Source organism: Paenibacillus sp. JZ16, assembly GCF_015326965.1.
In the GTDB taxonomy this organism is placed as follows: domain Bacteria; phylum Bacillota; class Bacilli; order Paenibacillales; family Paenibacillaceae; genus Paenibacillus_AQ.
Map to the genome: position 1 here is coordinate 7,100,189 of NZ_CP017659.1, position 25,277 is coordinate 7,125,465.

The following is a 25,277-nucleotide window of genomic DNA, read 5'->3' on the forward strand; positions in this document are numbered from 1 at the left end:
CCCTAACTTCTGCCCGCGGCAGAAGTTATTTTTGTATTGCGGGATTCTTAAAAACGTTATTTAAATTGGGCATTTGCACGCGTTATGATCGACTCGATTTTTTGTTCGTGACTGTAGATGCTTTTCTTTTTCGTCAGGATCTGACCGGAGAGTGTCAGCAGCCTGGACAGGGCATCGCTGGTTCGTGCCGATTCATTGGTCTTTACTGCGGCTTTGAAATTCTTCCACTCGGTTGCCATCAGTTTATTCGGCGTGGAGATTGCGCTTTTATCGCCTTTGATTTTGCTTTTGTAGGATTCAATCTCGGACAGGATGGAACGGACTTTAGCCGCTTTGGAAGCTTTCTCTTTCTTGGCCGCCGTAAGCGCCGCCTGCTTAGTTCGAATATCATCACGTCCCAAGGATACCAGGATCTTCATGCCACTGGCCTGTGACTGCAGTATCTTGGAGAGCGATTTGTCTTTGAGTTTTTTGGCTGCGGCGATTTGTTTATTGAGCGCGGAATAGGTATTAAACAGCGGCTGGTACTTGGTTTTGGCTGCTTGCAGCTGATCCTCCAGCTTGCGGATTTTATCCTTATCGATTTCGCTGATTTTTTTGCGGGTTTCTGAAGCTTTGGCTTCATTGGCATAGCGAAGGGAAGAGATTCGATCATCCAAATCCATTACCTGGTTTCGTTCGGATTTGAACTCATCAAACTGTTTGATGAGTTTGGTACGTACGGATCCGCCAGCCCGGTCCGCCGTGGCTTTCAATTGGGCTTGAACCGTATCGGTGAACTCGATCGCAGCTGCATTCGCGAAAGGCATGGGGATGAAAGAGAGTAAAAGTGCCATCACAAGTGATGAGGTGAGTAATCTTCTAAACATAAACATCGCTCCTTAAATAACTAATAATTATCATTAGCGGTATTCGCATCATGACAGAATGGCCGGACCCACGACAAAAAGCACCCGTTAGAAAGGCGCATTCAACGCCAGACTTACGGGTGCTTCCTTCGTAAGAGTTCCGATTCACTTTTTGTAAATATACAGGTAAATTTTGGATTTGTCAAACACTTATTCCCCTGAACTGAGCGAAAATTCTCTAAGAATGGTCTTCCAAGCCTCCGAATCTCCTTCCCATGTGGGCCCTTTCGGTATTTGCTTGATGAGAACCCGATCCGAGAACGAAGGGAGATTTACAATTTGGGGACTGCTGCTGAGCATAATAAATAACAGGTTTACGTCCGCTTTGGGATAGGCTTCGCGTATTGCTTGATCAATCGTCTCGGCATCCTTGGTATTCGCGATGATCCGCACGAGCAGAGTCTTCCGTTCAGAATTCAAGCAGCGGTTAAAGCGTTCGATTCTTCGATCCAGCCGCTCGCGAAACGCGGGGTAGTCATATAACGGAGGCTCCTCCGGATTGTTCTTGAAATCATGGAAGGATAAACAGGAAGATCGTTTATCGCGCACATAGTAACAGTTCACGGATTTGCCGTATATGTCGAGATTATCCCGTAGCATGAAATCGCTGAATTGACGTTTAATGACTTTACAAAATTCATGGGTCGAAGCGAAGTTGAACCAGTCCAACGGGCCAGCTGCATGACGCAGCTGGTTTCTTCTTAACTGGGCGGCAACCTGACAGTTGTGACCCAGACTGAAAATGGCATCAAACTCCACAGGGGTTGTCATGCTACCAGACCTCCTTGAATCTATCATTAGATATCATATGCAGATCGATAGAGTTGGTATGGAGCAGTGACCAAGGGTGGGTGTGGAGTGCGGTTCATAGCCACCGTGCAGCATAATCGGAGGTGGGCCGGATTTGAGGGGAAACGGAGTGGTGGGAAAATTACGGACCCGACCCTCAAGGACTCAAGCTATATTTTGAATGAAGCTGCCATATTAATTCCCTCCGGCTGTTGACGCCGGTTTTAACAAATATGGACTTTAGATGATCCTGAATCGTGTAGGGGGAGATAAACAGGGATTGAGCAAGCTCCTTGGTGGATAATCCTCGCAGAATTCCGCTGATCACTTCGTTCTCGCGCTCCGTTAATCCCAACGCATCCGAGATAAGCGGCAGCATATCCGTTGTATTGGCAGGCTCAAGCGTGACTGCAAGCTTGGCAAGAGAATCGGGACCATGCAGAAGGCATGCCCGTATGCTGGCAAAGGAGCCATTACTTAGCCTGACGCGAGTATGAGCGCCCGTCGAATAGGCCGTACCTCGGGAGCTCTCGGACAAAGCTCGGAAGCAGACTGCCCGCAGCGGGCGGGGGAGCGAAGCGGCATCCATACCCTCTGCATCCTGGAGCAATGACATCCACTGCCGTGCAGAAGCATTATATGAAAGAATATCGAGCGTTTCGGACAGCACCAATAAACCAGGCTCAGGCATGTGATCTATTCCATCAACGGGGGATCGCGGAAGACTTCGATCACGCAGCATGGCCGCCATGAATGGTGCCAGGGAAGAGAGTAGCTGCCGTTCCTCCTCGCTAAAAAAGGGCTGGCCCTCCTGACGGAATATCGTCAGATATCCCCAACACATGCCGTCCGCTACCAATGCGGCACGCATCTCATCATGAAAGCCTGCCGGCTGCAGGACGTTCAGATAACGAGGGCTTGTGTTCAGAGCCCCGTTCGTAGCTCCGCTTAGCGTAGCCACCTTCTCCATGGAGTTCGCCAGTTTATGAAAGTGATTGTAATCGCTGTGCAGATATTCATACTCGAACAGGCGATCATGGATTGCCTCAATGTCTTCATCCGTGATCGCACCCGTCGAGAGCAATGTACGTGGATCTACCGTCGTAAAGCAAGCCGATTCGAAAGGAATCCAGCAGCGCAATTGCTTCATGAGTTCGCTCCGGTAGGTTTGGGAATTAGATAAAGCCCTGCCAAGAGCCGCTATTTTATTCAATAAGCTGTTAAGATGTGTGCCCATATTCAGTCACCTTTTTCGTCGGTCTAAGGAAAACCCCACATTTCTGGGATAGGGTTATCGTTCTCCATCCTTATAATTGAGAATGATTCTTATTATGTCATGTATGCGGAAGGAATGAAAGAGACTGCATACTTGCATCATGTGGAAAAAAGGGAGGTTTACCCATGGAAAAAGTGAAATCAGGGCTTGCTTCGCTGAGGATTTTCAAGTCTGAGCGGGGGCTCGTTACTTATATAGATTTTTTTAGAGATGGAGAGGAAGTATCATGAAGGAACGCATTGTGGTTGTAGGCGGATATGGGCATGTAGGAAGGATTATATGCGAGGAGTTAGGGGAGAAATATCCCGGTCTTGTATACGCTGCAGGAAGAAGTTTGGAAAGAGCCGAGCGTTTCAGTCAGGAGACAAGCGGGAAGGTGCTCCCCATGCGATTGGATATGGGGCAGCCGGTCATGGCGAGTGAGTGGGAACGGATCAAACTCGTGGTCATGTGTCTGGATCAGGCGGACGATGCCTGGGTCGGAGCTTGCATCCGGAGCGGGACCCACTATGTGGATATATCGGCAAAAGCCGAGTTTTTGAACCAAGTGTCGAAGTGGAAGGACGCAGCCGAGGAATCCGGGTCGTCAGCTATTCTGAGTGTAGGCCTGGCCCCGGGTTTAACCAATCTCATGGCAAGCTGGGCGAGCAAAGGTCTGGATGTAACAGAGTCGGTTGATATCTCGATTATGCTGGGATTAGGGGATCGGCACGGCAAGGCTGCCGTAGAGTGGACCGTGGACAATCTACTGTCCACCTTTCAGGTGATGGAGAACTATCGCGTTAAGACGGTTGCGAGTTTTTCGGATGGAAGGTCGGTTTTTTTTGGCGAAAAAATAGGACGTAAATCCGTGTATCGTTTCCCATTCTCGGATCAATCCACATTGCCCAACACCTTGGAAGTTCCCACCGTATCGACCCGGTTGGGTTTTGATTCTTCCCCTCTAACTACCATGCTTGCAGGATTCCGTGCATCCGGTCTGCATCATTTGCTTAAGGTTAAATGGATACGGAACGCTGCCGTGAAAGCTTTTATGAATATACGGATGGGATCCGATGATGTTGCTCTAAAAGTTGAAGCGCAGGGCAAGCGCCGTGGCAAAAACAGTACAGTTGAATCTTTGCTGGTCGGGCGGGATCAGTCCAGATTAACGGCTAAGGTAGCGGCGAGTGTTGCGGATGCTGTATACAGTGGGAATATCGCGTGCGGGGTGTTTCATATTGAACAAGTGTTTGAATTAGCGAGTATGAAGGGGTGGCTGGAGAAAGAGGTTCGCATGGAGGTATGGCGGGATGGGAAGAGAGGGAGTATGTAGCCGCCTTCTAAAGGCGCACACATCATGTGAATGCTCCACTGCTTCTATATCATTGTATTTTTCGTCTTCCTCATCCGTATGTTATATTAAGCCTTAGAATATTCAAAGGAGGATTATTGCATGCGGCAAAAAAGATGGATTTGGGTACAAAATTTGAGGGAAATCGCATCATTGACCCTATAAACTGCGTATTCCCCTAAATTTATGGGGGCACTACCAAGTGGAAGAGATTACTCAACCAAGTCAAAAATTACGGATCACAAATGTGAAAGGCGCGTTTGCCTGGCTGGGATTTTTGGTGTTTTTCAGCGTTTTGAATGAAACCGTGTTTAATGTGGCACTGCCGGATATCGCCAGGCAATTTCATGTGGAGCCATCGACGGCCAATTGGGTCAATACAGGCTTTATGCTGACGTTTGCCATAGGTTCATTTGTGTACGGAAAAATATCGGATCTGTACGGGATCAAAAAAATGCTCATGATAGGTATCGTAACGTACGGCAGCGGCTCTATGCTGGGATTAGCGGGACATGCCTATTTACCTGCTGTGATTGCGGCAAGATTTATTCAGGGGGCGGGAGCCTCTGCCATCCCTGCGCTGGTCATGGTCATGATTGTACGTTATTTCGATGCCAATCAACGCGGAAGAGCGTTTGGTCTTATAGGATCACTGGTTGCAACGGGCGAAGGTATCGGGCCTGTCATCGGAGGCGTCGTTGCCCATTATGTGCACTGGTCCATGTTGTTTGTTTTTCCTCTTATGACACTTGCCACGATTCCTTTCTTCTTAAAAGTGCTACCGGATGAAACTGAACAGAAAGGGACCATTGATGTTACGGGGGCAGTTCTGCTCTCGGTTGGCGTAGTGCTATTTACCTTGTTTACGACCAATGAACATTGGATGTATCTGGCTGGCTGTTTAGCAGCGCTCGTATTATTCGCCTTACGAATCAAGCGGGCTTCCAATCCATTTATCGAACCGTATTTATTTGTAAGGAAGAAGTTCATCGCCGGGACGATCGCGGGCTGCGTTATTTTGGGCATGGTAGCCGGATTTCTATCCATGGTGCCTTATATGATGAGAAGCGTCCACCATCTGTCAACGGGCATGATTGGCGCGGGGGTTATGTTCCCTGGTGCCATGAGTGTCATGCTGTTTGGCATATTAGGGGGCATACTCGTTGATAAGAAAGGTCATCATCTTGTGTTCTATATAGGCACCTTGATGATTATCGGTAGTTTTTTAACTATGGCGATGCTGAAGGATCAATCACCTTGGATTGTAACGGCCATGCTGATTTTTGTATTTGGAGGCCTTTCTTTTGTGAAGACGGTGATTTCAACCGTCGTTTCCGATTCGCTGGAAGAGAAGGAAGCGGGAGCTGGGATGGGAATGCTTAATTTTACATGCTTCTTATCTGAGGGGATTGGAGTGGCAATTGTAGGAGGTTTGCTTTCCAGAGGATTGCTGGAATTCCCACTTCTTCCGATGTTACGGAATGCTGGGACAGACTTATACAGCAACTTGCTGCTTCTGTTTTCGTTGGTTATCGTAGCTGGAAGTATGATCTATACATTGACTTATGTCGGAAAAAGAAGCAGACGAATCTAAAGCATAGAAGCATATTTGTGCTCCAAATCCCGATCTCTCTTGTAACAACGGAGAGAGCGGGATTTTTTTGGTAACAAGCTCTTCATACGCCATTGTGCCGCTTCTGTATTGATCATTGGGGGAGAATAGTCTGGATAGCTGTCGAAACGTCTTCGTCAAGTCCAGACTATCATGTTGCTCCGTTTAACAGCGGATTACGGTCATTTCCTGTGGCTTGCATTCGTTGACAGAACTCGGGTCTGGTGATATCCTCCAATCAAAGACGGGGTTTATCCGGGATCAAATGAATTAATCCGTATTGTCCCCTTGGCGAGGGAGTGAGCTCTCCCAAGCGACGGTTGCGGCAGCCATTTCTGAATACCGTAAGTCTGAAGCTCTTCGTTTGAAGAGTTTTTTTCTTTTATATTACAACGAAAAGAATGTGATGACAGATGTTGGTTCGATTACGAACCCAAATGAACGGTTTGCTTCAACATCATTTATCCGGGGAGTCGATGGACTACCGGCAGATTTTCGCTTTATTTTTTCCGATCTTGATTGATCAGGCATTCATCATCGGTTTGAATCTGGTCAACACCGCCATGATCAGTTCGTCGGGCGTATCGGCGGTCAGCGCCGTGAACATGGTGGATTCCCTGAATATTTTCCTGATCAATGTGTTCGTGGCGGTAGCAACCGGGGGCACCGTCGTCGTTGCACAATATAAGGGAAGCGGCAATGCCATGATGGTATCCCGGGCTTCTGCGGCTACTGTTACATCCGTGGCGATGATCGCTTTAGCGATCGCGCTGCTGATCATTGGGCTTCACCAGCCGGTGCTGAATCTGCTGTTCGGCTCAGCGTCACCCGAGGTGCTGGAGAGTGCGCGAGTATATCTGATCGGAAGCAGTACTTCCTTCATCGGAATTGCCATCGTGCAGGCGGTTTGCGGCGCGCTGCGGGGGATCGGCAAGACCCGGGCTTCACTGGCATTGTCGTTAATCATGAATCTGCTCTACGTTCTGCTCAACATCGTGTTCATCACCCTGCTGAATATGGGCGTTATGGGCATGACGCTGGCGATTAACATCGCCCGCTTTGCCGGTGCAGCCTGCGCGCTCTACTATCTGTTCAGAGTGGACGCCACGCTGCATATCCGCCTGCGAGATCTGTTTCATTTCCCGATATCCATGCTGCGCAAAATTATGTTTATCGGGCTTCCGTTTGCAGCCGAACAGATGTTTTTTAACGGAGGAAAGCTGTTAACCCAAGTGTTTATCGTCAGCTTGGGTACGTACGCCATAGCTACGAACGCGATCGGGTCTTCACTTGCGGCCGTCTTCCAAATTCCAGCCAGCGCGTTGTCCTTAACGATTGTGACCGTCGTTGGTCAATGCATTGGCCGCGGAAATATAGCGGATGCCCGGAAGTTCATCAAATCTTTTTTGTGGCTTGGCGCAATCTCGCTCGCCTTCATGGGTTTGATTTTGATGCCGCTCTACCGGCCGCTGGTCGGGCTGTTTAACCCGCCTCCGGAAATCGTGAACGATCTGTTTGTAGTGCTGTTGATTAACACCCTTGTACAGGTTCCGCTATGGTCGATAAGCTTTATTCTGCCTTCGGCGCTGCGTGCGGCAGGCGACTCGCGTTTTACCTCTATCACTTCGATGCTGACCATGTGGCTGTTCCGGGTGATTCTCGGTTATATTATGGGGATCGTTCTGGGCTGGAGCATCCTTGGCGTATGGCTGGCCATGAATTGTGAATGGGGAGTGCGGGGAGCGATTTTCCTATGGCGCTTCCGCGGCAAGAAATGGTATGCGCACAAGCTGATTTAAGCCATTATCTATTGTATATAAAGCAAGAAAAGCCCCGTGTTTCCGGGGCTTTTTTGCATGTTTTTTTACTGCAAGCAGCATGTTTCATCAGTTCCAAACAGATTTAATTAGGAACGATTAGGATGGCTTGTAAACCGCTGCGTATGTTTTCCAGCCGCCGTCGAGATTCTTAACCCGGAAGCCATGCTCGGCCAAAATACGGGCCGCCAAGTATCCGCGCAGCCCAACCTGGCAAGTCACGTACAGCATCTCATTCTCCGGCAATTCCTTCAGTCGGCTGCGCAGATCGTTAAGCGGAATGTTGACGGAACCTGGGATATAACCCGCTTCCCTTTCTTTAGGCTCACGAACGTCGATCAAGGTTGCACCGTTTCCGACCAGGTCGTCGATTTCATGCCACTGCACCGTTTCAACCAAACCGTCCATGATGTTGGCGGCAACATATCCGGCATAGTTAACCGGGTCTTTGGCGGAGGAATATGGGGGCGCGTAGGAAAGCTCCAGCTCCGCCAGGTCCCATACATTGAGATTTCCCTTGATAGCTGTAGCAATGACATCGATTCGCTTATCCACGCCATCTGCTCCAATCGCTTGCGCTCCATAGATTTGACCTGTTTCCGGATGGAATAACAGCTTCAAGGAAATGGGATACGCCCCGGGGTAGTATCCGGCATGAGACGAGGGGTGAATATGGATGGCTTGATAAGGGATGTTCATCTGTTTGAGGCGCTTTTCGTTAACGCCTGTTGCAGCAACCGTTAGATCAAAGACCTTGGCAATCGACGAACCGAGCGTGCCTTTGTAACCATTGGTTTTACCATAGATGTGGTCTGCAACCAGGCGCCCCTGCCGGTTGGCAGGACCGGCGAGCGGGATAAAGGCCTGGCTCTGAAGGACATAATCCTTTACCTCAATCGCATCGCCGATGGCATAAATGCTCGGGTCAGCGGTCTGCATATATTCGTTAACTTGAATCGCGCCGCGATCATTGACGGGAAGTCCGGCAGCTGATGCCAGCAAGCTCTCTGGCTGAACGCCTATCGAGAGCAAGGTCATCTCGGTTGATATTCGTTTGCCGCTGGTAAGCTCGATTTGTTGACCGCCCTCATGAAACCCTTTTATGCCATCCTCAAGAATCAGACGGACTTCTTTTTCCTTAAGATGCGATTGGACGATTGCGGCCATTTCGTAGTCGAGCGGAGCCATCACCTGGTTGGCCATTTCGATGACTGTCACCTGAACGCCGCGATCCGCCAGATTCTCGGCCATTTCCAGCCCGATAAATCCACCCCCGACAATAACGGCTTCCTTCGGCTGGACTTCATCCACGTACTGCTTAATGCGGTCCGTATCGGGGATATTGCGTAAAGTGAAGACGTTTGGTGATCCGGTCAGACCGCGAATATCCGGCGTAATCGGCTTCGCGCCGGGTGATAGGATCAGATAATCATAACCCTCGGTGTAGGTTTCTCCGGTAATAAGGTTTTTAATCGTAACCATTTTTTCATCACGCAGTATGGACGTAACTTCGCTAAGATTCCGAATATCCAGCTCGTAGCGGCGGCTAAGACCGGGTACGGTCTGCACCATGAGCTTATCGCGGTCGGTTATCGTTTCTCCTATATAGTAGGGCAGACCGCAGTTGGCAAACGAAATATATTCACCGCGCTCCACTAAAACAATGGCAGAGTCCTCATCCAATCTCCGCAGTCTGGCAGCTGCCGAGGCTCCTCCCGCTACGCCGCCGACAATGAGAATTTTTTTGCCCATCGAATATTCCTCCCTGATTTGGTGTATATAGTGAATGGATTTTTATATACCCTATGGGGTATCATAACATATGGCAGCACGGAAGAGTGTGACAATTATCAGACATGTCATGATAAGCGTAAAGTTAGAATTATCCATTTGACAACATACCCTTGGGGGTATATATTGAAGACATGCAAGCCCGTATGCTTTTAATCATGCATCCTAAAAAGTGCAGAGACAGGAGGGGATCGAGATGGACTACAATGATCAAATGAAAAATCGGGTGAAACGCATCGAAGGTCAGCTTCGTGGCATTCTGAAAATGATGGAAGAGAACAAGGATTGCAAGGAAGTGATTACCCAGCTCTCCGCAACGCGGACGGCGATAGATCGGACGATCGGCGTTGTCGTCAGCTCCAACCTTGTGGAATGCGTACAGAAAGCTGAAGAGACCGGGCAGGACACGGAGAAGCTAGTGGTTGAAGCGGTCAATTTGCTAGTGAAAAGTAGATAACATGAGGACAACGTTCCCTCAATTGAATACCAGGCAGTAGGAAGTTCAATCAGGATTGACATGACTTACGCCATTGCTTGAAATACCCCCACAGGTAAATAACGAAACATATAGTCATCATTTTAAGGAGGAATTATAATGAACGCGGATAAAGTATTGGATGTGAAAGGCTTGGCATGTCCCATGCCGATCGTGAAAACAAAGAAACAGATGAAAGAGATGCAACAAGGCCAAGTGCTTGAGATTCATGCAACGGATCGAGGCGCGAAGAGCGATTTGACGGCATGGGCCAAGTCGACGGGTAACGAGATGCTGGAGCAGGCAGAGGATGGGGGCGTATTGAAATTTTGGATTAGAAAGGGATAATTTTTTTTGAATGGAAATATACCTATGGGGGTATAAACGTATTCATTGAGATTTATAAATCAAATTTTACAAGGGGAGATCACGAAGTGACGGAAACAAAAAAGACAACGATTGTATTATTCAGCGGCGATTATGACAAAGCCATGGCCGCCTATATCATCGCGAACGGCGCTGCCGCTTATGACCATGAGGTGACGATATTTCATACCTTCTGGGGACTGAACGCACTGCGTAAGGACGAGGATGTCATGCTGCCCAAGAAAAAAAGTTTCATCGAGAAGATGTTTGGGAAAATGATGCCGCGCGGATCCGATAACATGGGTCTTTCCAAAATGAATTTTGCCGGGATGGGTCCAAAAATGATCAAGGATGTGATCAAGAAACACAACGCCGTTCCGCTGCCGCAATTGATCGAGATGGCGCAGGAGCAGGACATCAAGCTTGTTGCATGCACCATGACGATGGATCTGCTTGGGCTGCAGCAAGAAGAACTGTTTGACGGCATTGAGTATGCGGGGGTTGCTGCGTATTTGGGCGATGCTCAGGATGGCCATGTTAACTTGTTCATTTAAGGAAAACAGCGGCGACGGTTGCTGTTATAAAGAGAGGGAATAAAGATGGATATACTCAATGTATCGTTCATTGCACTTATCATTCTGTTTGTCGTTTGGAGAATCCTCCCGGCTCAGGGAGTCAGGCAGATTACCTCGGCACAGCTGGAGCAAGAGCTTAAAGACAGCAACACAATCAAGCAGTTCATCGATGTCCGGACGCCGGGAGAGTTCAAGGGGAATCACATACGGGGTTTCCGGAATATTCCGCTGGACCAGCTCATGTCGAGCAGCGATTCGCTCTCCAAAGACATGGAAGTGGTATTGATCTGTCAAAGCGGCATGCGAAGCAACAAAGCGAGCAAAACTTTAAAGAAATTAGGCTTTGAGACGGTGACTAACGTGAAGGGCGGCATGAATCGCTGGTCTTAACTAAAAAAAGTAAAGGGAGTTCTGATCAACATGAAAGAGATTTCTCCAAAAGAAGTTGAGCATCTGCTGAGTGACGGAGCTGACATGAATATCATCGATGTTCGAGAAGCGGAGGAAGTCGCGGAAGGTAAAATTCCGGGCGCCGTCAACATTCCTTTAGGTTTGATTGAATTCCGCAAACAGGATCTTGATCGGTCGAAAGAGTATGTCTTGGTATGCCGTTCCGGGGGCGCAGCGGCCGTGCTGCAGAATATTTGGAAGGTCAAGGCTATCAAGTCGTCAATATGACGGGCGGTATGCTGGCATGGGAGGGCAATACAGAGTAACTGTGTCTATTTGAAAAAGAATGGGTGTGATAGGCACCCCCTTTTTTTGAACTGAAATATACCCCTGGCGGTATGTGTGTCCGAAAACAAAACAATGGAGGTTCGATGTGATATGGCAGCAATTGAATCGAATATGAGGCTGGATGCTAAGGGGCTCGCTTGCCCGATGCCCATCGTCCGCACGAAAAAAGCGATGAAGGATCTTGAAGCCGGACATGTACTGGAGGTAGAGGCAACCGATAAAGGCTCCAAGGCCGACATGCAGGCATGGGCGGAAAGCACGGGGCATCAATATCTCGGAACGATTGAAGAGGGGGATGTGCTGAAGCACTACCTTCGCAAATCATCAGGAGAAGAAACGGCAGAACGAACTTATCCGCATGTAGCCTCTAATGATCAGCTGGAGGAGAAACTTGCGTCCGGAGCGTCAATCGTCGTTCTGGATGTAAGGGAAGCGGCGGAGTTTGCTTTCGAGCATATTCGCAATGCCGTATCGATTCCTCTTGGTGATCTGGATGAACGTATGGCTGAGCTGAACAAAGAGGATGAAATCTATGTCATCTGCCGTACCGGAACGCGGAGCGACCTGGCTGCGCAAAAGCTTTCAGCTAACGGCTTTGCAGGCATTATAAACGTCGTACCTGGCATGAGCGGCTGGCGTGGAGAAACTGTGGGCTTGAACGATAACGCAGTTTAAGATGGCTGCTGAAAAAACATGCTGAGCGCTTTTAATAGGCAGCCGGAAGGAATTTAACATTTCAGATCCATTTGAAATTATGAGGAGGAAGGCGACATGACAGTAAGAGTAATGCAAGCGCAAGAAGTGGCCATGAAGGCGATTCGCAAAGAGAGCCTGTTCATATTGGACGTGCGGAACCCATCGGATTACGAGGACTGGAAGATTGAAGGCGAAGGAATTCAGCATTTGAATATTCCCTACTTTGATTTGATTGACGGCGTGGAAGAAATTTTGGATCGAATCCCGAAGGATCAAGAAGTGCTCGTCGTATGCGCCAAGGAAGGCTCGTCGGTGATGGTGGCTGAGATGCTGGCCGAGCACGGCCGGCATGTGGCGTATTTGAAAGGCGGCATGAAGGCCTGGAGTGAACACCTTGTTCCCCTGAAGATCGGCAGTTTGGCAGATGGAGGCACGCTTTATCAGTTTGTTCGCATAGGCAAAGGCTGCTTGTCTTATATGGCGGTATCGAACGGTGAAGCGGCATTGTTTGACGCAACCCGTATGACGGAGGTATATCTTGATTTCGCAAAAAGCCTGAATGCAAACATCAAGCATGTGTTTGATACCCATCTCCATGCGGACCATATTTCCGGAGGACGATTGATTGCTAAGCAGACAGGAGCCGGATACTGGCTTCCGCCAAAGGATGCCGGCGAGGTGGCGTTTAAGTACGAACCGCTCAAGAACGGAGGCGAAGTGGTGATCGGCGGCAGCACAATTCGCATTGAAGCGCTCCATTCTCCGGGCCATACCATCGGGTCCACCTCGTTTGTAATTGATGATCAATATTTGCTGACAGGCGATATTCTGTTTATCGATTCCATCGGCCGTCCGGATCTGGCGGGGCTGGCGGAGGATTGGGTTGGCGACTTGCGGGAAACGCTCTATGTCCGCTACACCCATCTATCGGATGATCTGACCGTGCTGCCGGCGCATTTCATGGTCATGGACGAACTGAACGAGGACGGAACCGTCGCGAAGAAACTGGGAGAGCTATACCGGGAAAACCATGGACTCAACATCGCCGATGAGGCAGAGTTCCGGACGTTGGTCACGCAAAATCTGCCGCCGCAGCCTAACAGCTATCAGGAGATCCGCCAAACGAACATGGGTAAAATGAATCCGGATACGGAGCAGCAGCGAGAGATGGAGATCGGGCCGAACCGCTGCGCGGTACGTTAATCTTGCAAGGGTCGCTAACAACATCGGCCATGGATATAAACGGATGAAACTAGAGAAAAAGAGATCAAGGGGAACCAGACAGGTTCCCTTTTCTAAAGAGAAATAAGGGGGCAGCACGATGGAACTAATCATATCCTTCATCATTACGATATTTTTAATCGGGTTCATTGGCTCTTATATATCAGGAATGGTTGGCATTGGAGGCTCGATCATCAAATACCCGATGCTGCTGTATATCCCGCCGTTATTCGGCCTTGCGGCTTTCACGGCGCATGAAGTATCGGGCATAAGCGCCGTACAGGTATTCTTCGCCACGATCGGCGGCGTGTGGGCATACCGTAAGGGCGGATATCTGAACAAAACGCTCATTATCTATATGGGTTCGGCCATACTGCTGGGCAGCTTCATCGGCGGTTTCGGCTCCAAGATGATGAGCGAAGGCGGCATCAATCTCATCTACGGCATATTGGCGCTGATTGCGGCCATTATGATGTTCATTCCGAACAAAGGGGTGGACGATATTCCGCTGGATCAGGTCAAGTTCAATAAATGGCTGGCCGCTTCGCTGGCTCTTGTGGTCGGTATCGGAGCTGGCATCGTCGGGGCGGCCGGGGCGTTCCTGCTCGTTCCGATCATGCTGGTTGTATTGAAAATACCGACGCGAATGACCATTGCGTCCTCGCTCGCAATCACCTTCATCTCATCCATCGGTTCTACGGTAGGGAAGCTGACGACGGGACAAGTGGATTATATCCCGGCCCTTATTATGGTTGTTGCCAGCTTGATCGCTTCTCCACTGGGAGCGGCCGCGGGCAAGAAGATGAACACGAGGATCCTGCAGATCATGCTGGCCGTTTTGATCCTGGCAACGGCTATCAAAATTTGGCTGGACATTCTATGATGGCGGACTCCAGAAATCACTATGGTTAATCCTGACCGAGCCCAGTGGAGATTACGCGCAAAGAGGCTAATTCCCCGAACCATTCGGAAGTCCCGCTAACATCGATGCGGCAGGAATGGTAAGATGGGGATGAGCTTTTGTGTGTACAGAATGGCGTTGATTTTAAAGAAAGAGGTGCTCAAACGATGAATCCATGGAATGAACGGTTTCAGGGGGACGATTACGTATTTGGAACGGACCCGAATGTATTTATATCCGACATGCACAAGAAATTAGGTTTAACGGGCGACGCACTGGCTATCGCAGAGGGAGAAGGACGGAATGCGGTGTTCCTGGCCCGGGAAGGCATGAACGTAACCGTATGGGATTACGCGGAATCCGGCCTGAACAAAGCCAATCGACTGGCGGAAGCAAGCGGTGTGCACATTCGCACGGAGCTTGTGGATCTGCACGAAGCGCAGTGGAAGCTGGATCAATGGGATGAGATTATTTGCGTGTTTGGACATTTTCCAAAGGCATTGAGAACGAGGACTTTAGAAGGCGTGAAGACAGCGGTGAAGCCGGGAGGATATTTCCTCACTGAGGTATATTCACCGTACCAGATTCCTTATCGCAGCGGGGGACCGCAGGATCAGCAGTTTTTATACGTGCCTGAGGATTTCCTCGAGCCCTTTGCAGATTGGCGCATAGTCCACTTTTTTATGGGAGAGGTCGTTCGTCATGAGGGCCAGGGGCACCAGGGCTTGTCCCATGTCATTCAGTTTGCGGGGCAGAAGCCGTTAAAAACATGAATGAAGACGAGCGAGGATTAAGTGAACAGCATGGACATATCGGACCGATCGTCTTGCTGTACATAGTCAGAGGGCGACAGGCCGGTATGTTTTTTAAACATCCGATAAAAATAGGACGTGTCATAATAACCCAAATAGTGGGCGATATGAGCGATGGTCATGTCCGAATGAAGCAGCAGGCTGCACGCTTCCAGCACGCGCAGCTGATGCATATACCGGATCGGTGAAAGACCGTATACCTCTTTGAAGAGGGCTGCAGCATAACTCGGAGAGCGATGGATTAGTTTCGCTAACCGATCGATTTCGATAGGTTCGCGGTAATGCTCCAGCAGATACGATTTGATGGTATCCGCGTAGTTTCGTTTGCTGGGTGCTAGCTCATTCTTCTCGAGCTCGCGGGCCAGCATGCCGATGAGCTCCTGCATAATGCCCTGACAGATCATGGTACGGTAGCTTTTTCCACCCCGCATTTCCTCATACAGGCGCTCACAGCGCCGGTAAACATATTGGATATGAGAGAGATTGAATTTCATGAATCGACCCGCATCCAGAAATGGAATTCCTGTGGGTTCTTGACGATCCAATGTAAAGAGAATGGTATGCTTCTGATGTGAAGTGTCCTTCCAGTTGCCTCCGCTTCGTCTCGTCGACTGAGGGATATAGAGTACGTCTTCTTGCTCGGCAATGATGTCTTCCCCGTTGATTTCGTATCTCACCTTGCCTTCTCTAACCACAACAAGGACATTGTACTCAATCGTCTCCAGCTGGGTTCGCCAATTCGGTATGTAATCATCAAAATTCACGCTCATCAATTGGATCATAGGACAACACCCCGCAGTGATTTTATACCTATAGCCTAGCACAATAATGCTTCATTTGAGTACTCATTGATTCGATTATGTGATCCTGTTATTTCAAATCGGAGTAGAATCGTACAACATAGTGACAAAATGTACATCGACTCTGCAGGGATCGTGGCCTATAATTTCAAACAAATGCAGAAAAATTGTAAACGCTGACATGTGAAGTCTTGAGAAATATCAAGTGAATTCAGATGAGGAAGGAATCGATGAGGATATGAGAGTATTGTTGCTGGATTTGGATTCGACAAGGCCGGATCATTTAGGCTGTTATGGCTATCATCGGAATACGTCGCCGAATATTGACCGAATTGCGGCGGAAGGCGTGCGTTTTGACAATTACTATACCTCGGATGCTCCATGTTTTCCTTCAAGAACCGCATTGATGACAGGTAAGTTCGGCATTCATAACGGTGTCGTCGGTCATGGAGGCACGGCTGCCGATGTGCGCCATGAAGGTATCACCCGTGACTTCCGCGACAAGCTGGGGTCGGAGAGCTTTCCAGCTATATTCCGCAGGGCCGGCATGAAGACCGCTTTGATCAGTCCGTTCGGTGAACGTCATTCGGCTTGGACCTTCTACGCGGGCTTCAATGAAATGTATAATACGGGTAAGGGCGGGTTGGAGTCGGCAGAAGAAGTATCTCCGGTCGTGCTGGATTGGCTGGATCGCAACGCCGATGAAGATAACTGGATGCTCTATGTGAACTTCTGGGATCCGCACACACCGTATCGGGCACCCCAGTCGCTGGGAAATCCTTTCGAGCAGGAACCGCTTCCCGATTGGATTACCGAAGAAGTGCTTCAAGAGCATCAGAAGAAGGTCGGACCGCATGGGGTGAACGAAATTAACATGTATAATAGTGAAGTATCCCCCGATTATCCGCGTCATCCCGGAGAGATCAGGACGATGGAGGATCTGCGGACCATGGTGGACGGCTATGATTGCGGCATTCGCCATATGGACGAGCATATCGGTGCGATCTTCGAATTGCTGGAGAACAAGGGAGTAATGGATGATTTGGTTGTCATCATTACCGCGGATCATGGCGAGAACATGGGGGAGCTTGGCATTTATGGAGAACACGGAACAGCGGATCAGGGCACTTGCCGTATCCCGATGATCATTCGGGGCCTGGCATCGTGAAGGGGGGAACGGATCCCGAGCTCCACTATCATCTGGATATTCTCCCTACGATGGCGGAATATTTGAACGTTGCGCCGGTACGTAGCTGGGATGGCATCAGTTATGCGGAGAGCCTGCGGACCGGTAAAGGCGGCGGCAGGGAGTATCTGGTGGTTTCTCAATGCGCCCATGTCTGTCAGCGAAGCGTGCGATTTGGAGAATGGCTCTACATTCGAACGTATCATGACGGCTATCATCTGTTCGACAAAGAAATGCTGTTCCATATCACCGAGGATGTCCACGAGCAGTACAATCGGGCAGCTGAAAGACCGGATCTGTGCAGGGAGGCTGTATACCTTCTGAATGAATGGCATGATCATATGATGTCAACGATGCCGTATGACGTGGACCCGTTGTGGACGGTCATGAAAGAGGGAGGACCTTACCATGCCAAAGGTCATCTGCCCCGGTATATCGAGCGTTTGAAAAATACAGGCCGAGGGGAAGCGGTGCCGGAATTGATGCGTCGCCATCCGCAGGAATTCGTATAAAATATATAGTTAAAGTGAAGCAGGATAACCGCTCCGGTAGTGGTTGTCCTGTTCTCTGTATCTAGCATAGGAGGAACGAGCATGGGAGAACAACATTCTTGCTGCGCCGGCGTGAGAGCGAAAGTACAGTTGGGGGAAGCCGATCCGAAGGATCATCAAGACAGTCTAAGTGAAGGCCAATATCATGACCAGTCTCATCTTGAGCTACATTCCAACATGATCACGATCCCTGGAGGGACGTTTACGATGGGCACGAATTCACATGAAGGGTTCCCGCGTGACGGCGAGGGTCCGGCTCGCAGCGTGACCGTTTCCGGATTTGAAATCTCACCGTATGCCGTTACGAATGAACAGTTTCAACGGTTCGTGGAAGCTACCGGTTATGTCACGGAAGCGGAGCATTTCGGATGGTCGTTTGTATTTGAACTGCTGGCTTCGGAGGAGACCAAGGCAAGTGTTGCACAAGTTCCGCAGGAAGTGCCTTGGTGGCTGGTGGTCGAAGGCGCATACTGGGCTGCACCCGAGGGAGCGGATTCGAGCATCGAAGACCGAATGGACCATCCGGTTGTACATATATCCTGGAACGACGCGGTTGTTTATTGCCATTGGGCCGGTGTGCGGCTTCCCACAGAAGCGGAGTGGGAGTATGCGGCGCGCGGCGGTTTGGAGGGCAGGACCTATCCTTGGGGAGATCTGCTGAAGTTGGACGGAGAGCATCAATGCAACATATGGCAGGGTAAATTTCCAGTTAAAAATAACGCAAGCGATGGATTTATCGGTACCGCGCCGGTAGATGCCTATAAACCGAATGGTTACGGACTATATAACATGTCCGGCAACGTATGGGAATGGTGCGGCGATTGGTTTAGCCCGACTTATCATCAAATGACCTCGGCCATCAATCCGTTCTTTGGTGAGTCTACGGGTAGAAGGTCGATGCGCGGCGGTTCGTACCTGTGCCACAGATCCTATTGCAACCGTTATCGAGTCGCGGCACGCAGCGGGAATACGCCCGACAGTTCGACGGGCAATTGCGGTTTCCGTGTGGTGAGATAGAAAGTAGAATATGAAATATGTTGTATTATGATGATGATGCACATTCAGGATTATGCGCGAATGAAGACGCATATAAATGAATAAAACGGAAGAATATTACTTGAAAAGCGGGACATAAATGAATATAATCAAGGTGTGAAGTGGAAATAAAATGAATAAACGGGAGGATAATTGTATGGTGCAAGATCAATCAGGAATGTTTGCCGAGGAACGTCGTCAGAAAATTCTTGCTTTGCTGCATCAAGATAAACGGGTGATTGCCAAGGACTTGGCCGAGCGGTTTGAAATATCGATTGATTCGATTCGTCGGGATTTGACAATCATGGAGGAGCAAGGTTTACTCCAGAAAACGCACGGAGGCGCCATCCCCTCCATGAAAGTCAGGCAGCCGCCCTTGGCTCCGGAACAGCGGTATGGTGAAGGCTCTCCGGAAGGGCACGCCATTGCTCAATTAGCCGTTTCATACGTCCGAGAAAGAGATACCTTATTCATTGGCAGCAGCTCGCTTACCTACTTACTGCTGAAGTTTCTTCCGGAGCAAATGCCCTTGACAATCGTGACCAACTGCATGCGTGTAGCGGATGCCCTGCGAGAGCGCGAATGGATTGACACTTATTTAATTGGCGGACGGGTGAAGCCTTCCGGAAATATCACGGACGTGCTGGCTAACGAATTTATCCGTCAATTTAAATTTGATATCAGTTTCGTTAGCGGAGGCGGTATTTCCGATGAGGGAATATTCGTCGCTACACCAGAAGTTGCCGCTTTTGGACGCGCGGTCTCTGCCGTATCCCGCCGCAGAATTGGCTTGGCAACGCATCGGATCCTTGGGCAGGATGGTTTTGCCAGAGCTGGTGCCGTCGAAGATCTGGATGTGTTAATTACCGATCAGAAGGCGGATCAGGAGGTTATGGACCGGATTCAGGAGCTTGGCGTAAAGGTCATTGTGACGAAAACGGAAGAAGTTGCACAGACATGACGATCCATTGATATAACTTTATATATGGTAAGATTTAACAGGTAAGCGAGGTAAAATCATGATTCAGAAGCTTCTGCAAGCGAACTGGCCGGAGTGGGACGGTCAACTGGCTAAAGGTCCTACGGGTTGGAACAATACGACCCATTTTATTCATAATGAACAACGCCGTTCGGTCATGCGCATTTACAATACACATCGAGACAGGGCAAGAATCGAATTCGAGTTTGCGGTCCTGGACTCGCTGCAGCGGGTGCCGCTGAGCTTTAAGATTCCGGCTCCTATTCCATCCATGTCTGGCGATAAGATGGTTCGGGTTCAGGACGGGAGTGAGCGTTACGCCTGCCTGTTTACCTACATTGAGGGAGTACGTCCGGAAGAAGGCAGCATTCAAGCAGCGTATTCCTTCGGGGAGAAGACGGGGGAACTGGTGAATGCCCTGGCGGTTTGTTCAATCGAAATGAAGCCGGTGTACCCGCCGTATTACGAGCTGCTTCAGTCTTATCCTGTGTGCAACAAGACGTTCATACTTGATTTTTGCATGCAGCCGCCACCGGCATTCAAGGATCAAGGAGAGGCACTCCATTTGCTAAAAGAAGCATACATCGATATATGCAGCAGCCTTGAATCGCTAAAAAATCTGCCGCAGCAGTTGGTTCATGGCGATCTGAACTTTTCGAACCTGCTGGTAGACGCAGAGCACTCGCATACGGTCACCGCTTTGCTTGATTTTGAATTTTGTACACAGGATGTAAGAGCGATGGAGCCTGCGGTCGTCATATCGGGGTTTATGGGAATGGCGGACGAGAGGGAGGCCATCAGGCGGTTTTGCGAAGGATTTGCCAAACGTGTACGGCTGAGCGCAGAGGAGATTGGCACAATACCGATTCTCATGCGCTTGCGTATGGTGGATGTGTTTCTTCATTTTTTGAGCCGCTATCGGGAAGGGACCGATGAGTCTCATGTGTTAGTGGAACAAGTGGATATGCTGGCTGCCGGATTTAAGCGGATGGAATACAGCCAGGAGTGGCTGGATGATATGTTGTTTCAGTATTTGCTGTGAAAATCTCTCATGAATCCGAAAAGCCCGGCTCTAAGAGACCGGGCTTTTCCGATGTATTCTGGAACATGCTATTGGGAAAGTAAGAGTTTCCAATCACGGTTATTTTTTCAGCAGATTAATATGGTCCAGCTCTGTGCTGCTGTTAAAGATGAACTCCAATTTGTACTCTCCCCGGTTGTAAGTGAGCTTGGTTTGTTTGATTTTTCCGGTTTTGAAAGTGGTTGTGGCATCCGGTGCAAACCAATTCTGCTTCAGCATTTTCATGGTGATGCCGCCGATGTTGGTCTGCTGTTCCACGTTCGTGCCAAAATAACGCATTTCGCGGATTTTGTTCAGTTTATAGGAAAAGGCGTAGCCAGGATTCCCCATGTTTGCCCCGTATACATCGAAAGCATCGGCATGCTTGCCGGGCACGGAAGGCTCGCCAATGGCTTTGTACACGTCCTGCTTCGTGCTTTTGCCAATCGTTAAACCGATGACGGCTCCAGGGAAATGTCCCTTTAAAGCGGGTTTATAGAAGCTGTTAAGTGTCTTGAGCGCTTGCTTCGCGGCATAATCGCCGGTATTTGCGGCCTGGGCGGCTTCTGCTTGCTGAAGCGGAAAAACAGCATGATTTACGCCGATTGCACTTACGCCGAAGACGCCTGCCATGGTCAAGGCAACGATTGCTTTTTTTGCTGGATGTTTCAAGTTCATGTTGCATCCTCTCCTTTGTAACAACTAATTACCACATGCACTGTGCATCAAACAAGTGTGTCAAACTTATCTTCCCATAATAGTGGAAGCGAAGCGGCATTGGGTTACGATTCTATGAAGATGAAATATCAGAATTGATACCCGGAGTGGATCGAGTTCTGCCCACCATGTATGTTTCATCGGGGAGAATGGGGTAATGATGCTTGAGGTGATATGAATTATTGGAAAAATCGTGTAATCTATATAGAACCGACTTTTTCAGGAGGAATTATGGAAACCGAATCATTACTCAAGGTGGAGCAGCTTGCTCTCAAAAAACACAAAATTTTCAAACAAAGCCATCTTCGTTACATCGCCCGCTCCATGCTTGCCAGCATGTTTATCGGCTTCGGTGTCATTGTTGCGTTTAAGACAGGCAACTTCTTTTATCTGGAACATTCCCCTCTGACTTACCCGATGGCCGCCATTACATTTGGCGCGGCGATCATTCTAATCGCATATGGGGGAGGGGATTTGTTTACGGGGAATACGTTCTACTACACGTATGCCGCTCTGCGCAAGAAACTAAGGTGGCTGGAGGTCGTCAAGCTGTGGGTATTCAGCTACGCGGGGAATATTTTGGGGGCGTGCACGTTTGCGCTGCTGATATTTTTGACCGGGCTTTTCATGGATTCATCCGTGAACGGTTTTCTGCTTGATGTGGTTGAGCACAAAATGACCACCCCGACGGTGCAGCTGTTTTTCAGGGCTATTCTCTGTAACTGGCTCGTGTGCCTTGCCTTTTTTATCCCGATGTCATTGAAGGGCGACGGGGCCAAAATGTTTGCCATGATGCTGTTTGTATTCTGCTTCTTCATTTCCGGATACGAGCACAGCATTGCCAATATGTGCACCTTTGCCATTGCGCTCGTACTGAACCATCCCGGCACGATTTCATTGGAAGGCGTACTGCATAACCTGATTCCGGTAACAATTGGCAATTTGATTGGCGGCGTGCTGCTGATGGGTTTTATGTATTATTTTGTGAACAAACCATTTCTGGATGCCAATGAATCCCTGGATGAATAATCTTCCGCGGTTTATGTACTACCTCTAACGCAAATGAAGCTGGTTCTTTAATAATGAGTACACCCGCGTATCGTGCGCCACGCCATTTTGATATATATACTGGCGAAGAATACCTTCTGCTTCAAAACCGAGTTTGGTCAGGAGGGCATGGGAAGCCTGGTTCTCGATAAAAACAACGGCACCGATGCGGGTTAAGCCAAGCACTTGAAAACCATATGCGATAACGGCAGAGGCGGCTTCACTTGCATAACCTTGTCCCCAGAATGCAGGATGTAATTCATATCCGATCTCGGCCCTCTTATGCCGCGGGGACCATACGTTATACCCAATCGTGCCGATGAGACCCTGGGCATCTTTCCTTTCGATGCCCCATCGAATTCCGCGTTTCTCCCTGTAATTGTTAGCGAAGAGCTCAACGAAATGGAGAGCCTGCTCTAGGGTGGTCAGTGTGTCTTGTCCGTAATAGCGAGTCACGTCATCATTCGAGAAGCAGCTGTAGATAGCCCCGGCATCCTGATGCTGGATCTCCCGCAGTCTTAATCGTTGGGTCTCTAGTATTGGAAACATGTTCATCCTCCCAAGTAGATAATAAAATATTATATAACAACGGGCTGGCCTTAAAAGGACCAGCCCATCTAAATTGCATTCATTTTAATGTTAGTCGTCCGCTTTAGGATTGCCCAGCACTTATCGTATCGGAATCCGACTTAAACTGCCTCCGTCCGCAAATAAACGCTTGATGCTGCGTTCGACCTCTTCATCCGGTATTAATGGCGGGGCCTGATGCGGCTTCGTACGGGCATCGATAATGACCGTATCACAGCCCCAATGCTTGTGCTCATAGCGGCTGTTCACACCGTGAATGTCATGGGAAGGATTGCTGCGCGTAAAGGTTGCCCACAGAAAATTATTCACGGTCGCACTCATGAATTCACTGTCATCGCACAGAATGATCATCGGACAAGACGGGAGCGAACCTCGCTCGCGGATTGCATCGCTTAGGCTCGCCATTTCCTGCTCCACTTCGGCATAACTCGCAAAAGGGACTCCCTGGATCGCAACAATGCCGGGCATGATCCATTTTGCTGGCGTGTATCCCGGGAGATCCTTTAGGACTTCAGGCAACTCATGGCACAATTCCCTTTTTTTATCCCCGACCGCCGCGAATACGACCTTGCTGCCGGTGTTGAGTCCGGTCCCGGAATAATCGAGTGTATCGATCGTGGTATTGGTCTGGAAATGGATGTCCCGCTGCAGATCGATGCGTTCCAATATATAGGTCAAGAAGTCCTCGATGCGATGTGTGCTTAAAGGCTCTTTCTCTTCCGCCGCGATGAACAAATACTTGGCTAAGCTTAATTGACCCGTGCCCAGTATCCGATTGGCAATCGTGAGAAGCTCAGCCGGTTGTTTTACTTGTTGATAAGGGGTATATCGTTCGCTGCCGATGGCAAAGAGCAAGGGGTGTACTCCTGCAGCGTCCACTGCATGCACCTCTTTGACACCCGGGATTTCTTGCCGGATGGCACCGCCGGTCAGTTCATGAATCAGTTCTCCGAAGGACGTATCTTCCTGCGGCGGTCTTCCGACTACCGTAAATGGATAGATTGCCTGCTGTTTGGCGTAAACCTTGTGCACGCGCATGACGGGAAACGGATGGACCAGGCTGTAATAGCCCAGATGATCGCCAAAAGGTCCCTCGGGCTTGGTTTCGCCGGGATGGATCTCCCCTGTTATGACGAAATCCGCATCGTGGCTAATGCAGTAGCCGTCAACATAGCTGTACCGGAAATGGCGTCCGGACAGCAAGCCGGCAAAGGTTAGCTCGCTCATGCCTTCCGGCAGCGGCATAACCGCTGAAATCGTATGGGCAGGGGGGCCCCCGATGAAACAGCTTACTTTAAGCGGCTGCCCCAATTTATTAGCCTTCGCTTGATGAATGCCGATGCCCCGGTGGATCTGGTAATGGATGCCGACTTCCTTGTTCGTTTCATATTCGTTGCCTGTCAGCTGCACCCGGTACATGCCCAGATTGGAATTCATGACGCCGGGCTTCTCCGGATCTTCCGAATAGACTTGAGGCAGCGTGACAAAAGCACCGCCATCGTCCTTCCAGTGTTTAATTAGCGGCATATCAGAAATTTGGATTTCCTGAAACCCAGGTGGCAGCCCCCCCGTTTTTTTGATAGGTAACGCGGTTTTAGCTGCTAATCCTGTCCCGACATATTTGAACGGATTTTTGAGCGCCTTCATCGGATCGTTGCGCAGCGCAATGACGTCTTGCGTGGATGCAAAGGTATCCCGAAAAATGAATTTACTACGCTCGATCGTCCCGAACAGGTTGGAGACCGCGCGGAACCTCGAACCTTTTACATTTTCAAACAGTAGTGCCGGGCCGCCTGCAGCATAGACCTTCATATGTATGGCAGCCATTTCCAAATGAGGATCAACCTCTTCATGTATACGAACCAAATGCCCATGTTTCTCCAGATCCATAATGCATTCTTCCAGATTATGATATTTCATTACATAGCTCCAATCCCTTGAAGATAGTGAACTTATTCTACTATCTACTATTATCGACAATCTCACAGCACAGGTCAATGACAC

General features: G+C 49.3%; 23 protein-coding genes and 2 pseudogenes. 17 read left to right on the forward strand and 8 right to left on the reverse strand.

The features are described 5' to 3' along the window. Positions 1-56: 56 nt before the first annotated feature. The 3 genes from BJP58_RS31870 to BJP58_RS31880 all read right to left on the reverse strand — a co-directional run bounded on the left by BJP58_RS31870 (position 57) and on the right by BJP58_RS31880 (position 2,934). Positions 57-869, reverse strand: coding sequence for a hypothetical protein (locus BJP58_RS31870; protein ID WP_194542011.1), 813 nt, complete (start codon positions 867-869; stop codon positions 57-59). 189 nt (positions 870-1,058) lie between these two features. Then, positions 1,059-1,679: a DUF1796 family putative cysteine peptidase gene (locus BJP58_RS31875; RefSeq protein ID WP_194542012.1), complete on the reverse strand. Its 621-nt coding sequence runs from the start codon at positions 1,677-1,679 to the stop codon at positions 1,059-1,061. A gap of 175 nt (positions 1,680-1,854) precedes the next feature. Further along, positions 1,855-2,934, reverse strand: a complete 1,080-nt coding sequence (locus BJP58_RS31880; protein WP_194542013.1) for a LuxR C-terminal-related transcriptional regulator — start codon at positions 2,932-2,934, stop codon at positions 1,855-1,857. 265 nt (positions 2,935-3,199) lie between these two features. Here BJP58_RS31880 and BJP58_RS31885 point away from each other — a divergent pair, with 265 nt between their 5' ends. The 3 genes from BJP58_RS31885 to BJP58_RS31895 all read left to right on the forward strand — a co-directional run bounded on the left by BJP58_RS31885 (position 3,200) and on the right by BJP58_RS31895 (position 7,717). Continuing rightward, positions 3,200-4,288, forward strand: a complete 1,089-nt coding sequence (locus BJP58_RS31885) for a saccharopine dehydrogenase family protein (RefSeq protein WP_194542014.1) — start codon at positions 3,200-3,202, stop codon at positions 4,286-4,288. A 256-nt stretch (positions 4,289-4,544) separates the two neighbouring features. Further along, positions 4,545-5,900: an MFS transporter gene (locus BJP58_RS31890; RefSeq protein ID WP_194545134.1), complete on the forward strand. Its 1,356-nt coding sequence runs from the start codon at positions 4,545-4,547 to the stop codon at positions 5,898-5,900. A 431-nt stretch (positions 5,901-6,331) separates the two neighbouring features. After that, positions 6,332-7,717 carry an MATE family efflux transporter gene (locus BJP58_RS31895; RefSeq protein ID WP_194542015.1) on the forward strand — a complete coding sequence of 462 codons (1,386 nt, stop codon included), beginning with the start codon at positions 6,332-6,334 and terminating at the stop codon, positions 7,715-7,717. A 117-nt stretch (positions 7,718-7,834) separates the two neighbouring features. On the opposite strand, the gene BJP58_RS31900 is transcribed toward BJP58_RS31895, so the two are convergent. Beyond that, on the reverse strand, positions 7,835-9,487 hold the full coding sequence (locus tag BJP58_RS31900; RefSeq protein WP_194542016.1) for a CoA-disulfide reductase: 1,653 nt from the start codon (positions 9,485-9,487) through the stop codon (positions 7,835-7,837). A gap of 235 nt (positions 9,488-9,722) precedes the next feature. On the opposite strand from BJP58_RS31900, the gene BJP58_RS31905 reads away from it, so the two are divergent. From BJP58_RS31905 to BJP58_RS31945, 9 genes and pseudogenes are all read left to right on the forward strand, one after another. Further along, on the forward strand, positions 9,723-9,983 hold the full coding sequence (locus BJP58_RS31905) for a metal-sensitive transcriptional regulator (protein WP_071218276.1): 261 nt from the start codon (positions 9,723-9,725) through the stop codon (positions 9,981-9,983). Between the two features lie 138 nt (positions 9,984-10,121). After that, on the forward strand, positions 10,122-10,349 hold the full coding sequence (locus BJP58_RS31910) for a sulfurtransferase TusA family protein (protein WP_194542017.1): 228 nt from the start codon (positions 10,122-10,124) through the stop codon (positions 10,347-10,349). An 86-nt stretch (positions 10,350-10,435) separates the two neighbouring features. Further along, the gene (locus BJP58_RS31915) at positions 10,436-10,921 is read left to right on the forward strand and encodes a DsrE/DsrF/DrsH-like family protein (protein WP_194542018.1); all 486 of its coding nucleotides are present in this window, start codon (positions 10,436-10,438) and stop codon (positions 10,919-10,921) included. 45 nt (positions 10,922-10,966) lie between these two features. After that, a complete protein-coding gene (locus tag BJP58_RS31920; RefSeq protein WP_194542019.1) occupies positions 10,967-11,332 on the forward strand; it encodes a rhodanese-like domain-containing protein in 366 nt (121 codons plus the stop codon). Positions 11,333-11,362: 30 nt separating this feature from the next. After that, positions 11,363-11,658 (forward strand): annotated as a pseudogene (locus tag BJP58_RS31925) (rhodanese-like domain-containing protein). Between the two features lie 112 nt (positions 11,659-11,770). Next, a complete protein-coding gene (locus tag BJP58_RS31930) occupies positions 11,771-12,355 on the forward strand; it encodes a sulfurtransferase TusA family protein (protein WP_194542020.1) in 585 nt (194 codons plus the stop codon). 96 nt (positions 12,356-12,451) lie between these two features. After that, positions 12,452-13,579, forward strand: coding sequence for an MBL fold metallo-hydrolase (locus BJP58_RS31935; protein WP_194542021.1), 1,128 nt, complete (start codon positions 12,452-12,454; stop codon positions 13,577-13,579). A gap of 118 nt (positions 13,580-13,697) precedes the next feature. Then, entirely contained in the window at positions 13,698-14,480 is a 783-nt protein-coding gene (locus BJP58_RS31940) for a sulfite exporter TauE/SafE family protein (protein ID WP_194542022.1), read from the forward strand. A gap of 185 nt (positions 14,481-14,665) precedes the next feature. After that, entirely contained in the window at positions 14,666-15,271 is a 606-nt protein-coding gene (locus tag BJP58_RS31945) for a class I SAM-dependent methyltransferase (protein ID WP_194542023.1), read from the forward strand. A gap of 17 nt (positions 15,272-15,288) precedes the next feature. Here BJP58_RS31945 and BJP58_RS31950 read toward each other — a convergent pair whose 3' ends face one another. After that, complete coding sequence (locus BJP58_RS31950; RefSeq protein WP_194542024.1) at positions 15,289-16,092, reverse strand: helix-turn-helix transcriptional regulator; 804 nt, start codon at positions 16,090-16,092, stop codon at positions 15,289-15,291. A 256-nt stretch (positions 16,093-16,348) separates the two neighbouring features. Between BJP58_RS31950 and BJP58_RS31955 the strand changes: the two are divergent. The 4 genes and pseudogenes from BJP58_RS31955 to BJP58_RS31970 all read left to right on the forward strand — a co-directional run bounded on the left by BJP58_RS31955 (position 16,349) and on the right by BJP58_RS31970 (position 20,903). Further along, a pseudogene (locus BJP58_RS31955) lies at positions 16,349-17,808 on the forward strand (sulfatase). 81 nt (positions 17,809-17,889) lie between these two features. Further along, complete coding sequence (locus BJP58_RS31960; RefSeq protein WP_194542025.1) at positions 17,890-18,864, forward strand: formylglycine-generating enzyme family protein; 975 nt, start codon at positions 17,890-17,892, stop codon at positions 18,862-18,864. A 196-nt stretch (positions 18,865-19,060) separates the two neighbouring features. Next, positions 19,061-19,843, forward strand: coding sequence for a DeoR/GlpR family DNA-binding transcription regulator (locus tag BJP58_RS31965; protein WP_194545135.1), 783 nt, complete (start codon positions 19,061-19,063; stop codon positions 19,841-19,843). 58 nt (positions 19,844-19,901) lie between these two features. Beyond that, a complete protein-coding gene (locus BJP58_RS31970) occupies positions 19,902-20,903 on the forward strand; it encodes a phosphotransferase (protein WP_194542026.1) in 1,002 nt (333 codons plus the stop codon). Positions 20,904-21,002: 99 nt separating this feature from the next. Here the strand turns inward: BJP58_RS31970 and BJP58_RS31975 are convergent, their stop codons facing one another. Then, a complete protein-coding gene (locus BJP58_RS31975) occupies positions 21,003-21,599 on the reverse strand; it encodes a YjgB family protein (protein ID WP_194542027.1) in 597 nt (198 codons plus the stop codon). Between the two features lie 270 nt (positions 21,600-21,869). Here BJP58_RS31975 and BJP58_RS31980 point away from each other — a divergent pair, with 270 nt between their 5' ends. Continuing rightward, positions 21,870-22,667, forward strand: coding sequence for a formate/nitrite transporter family protein (locus BJP58_RS31980; protein WP_194542028.1), 798 nt, complete (start codon positions 21,870-21,872; stop codon positions 22,665-22,667). Between the two features lie 24 nt (positions 22,668-22,691). Here the strand turns inward: BJP58_RS31980 and BJP58_RS31985 are convergent, their stop codons facing one another. Together BJP58_RS31985 and BJP58_RS31990 are read right to left on the reverse strand one after the other, a co-directional pair. After that, a complete protein-coding gene (locus tag BJP58_RS31985) occupies positions 22,692-23,234 on the reverse strand; it encodes a GNAT family N-acetyltransferase (RefSeq protein ID WP_194542029.1) in 543 nt (180 codons plus the stop codon). 120 nt (positions 23,235-23,354) lie between these two features. Next, entirely contained in the window at positions 23,355-25,193 is a 1,839-nt protein-coding gene (locus tag BJP58_RS31990; protein WP_194542030.1) for a UbiD family decarboxylase, read from the reverse strand. Between the last annotated feature and the right edge of the window lie 84 nt (positions 25,194-25,277).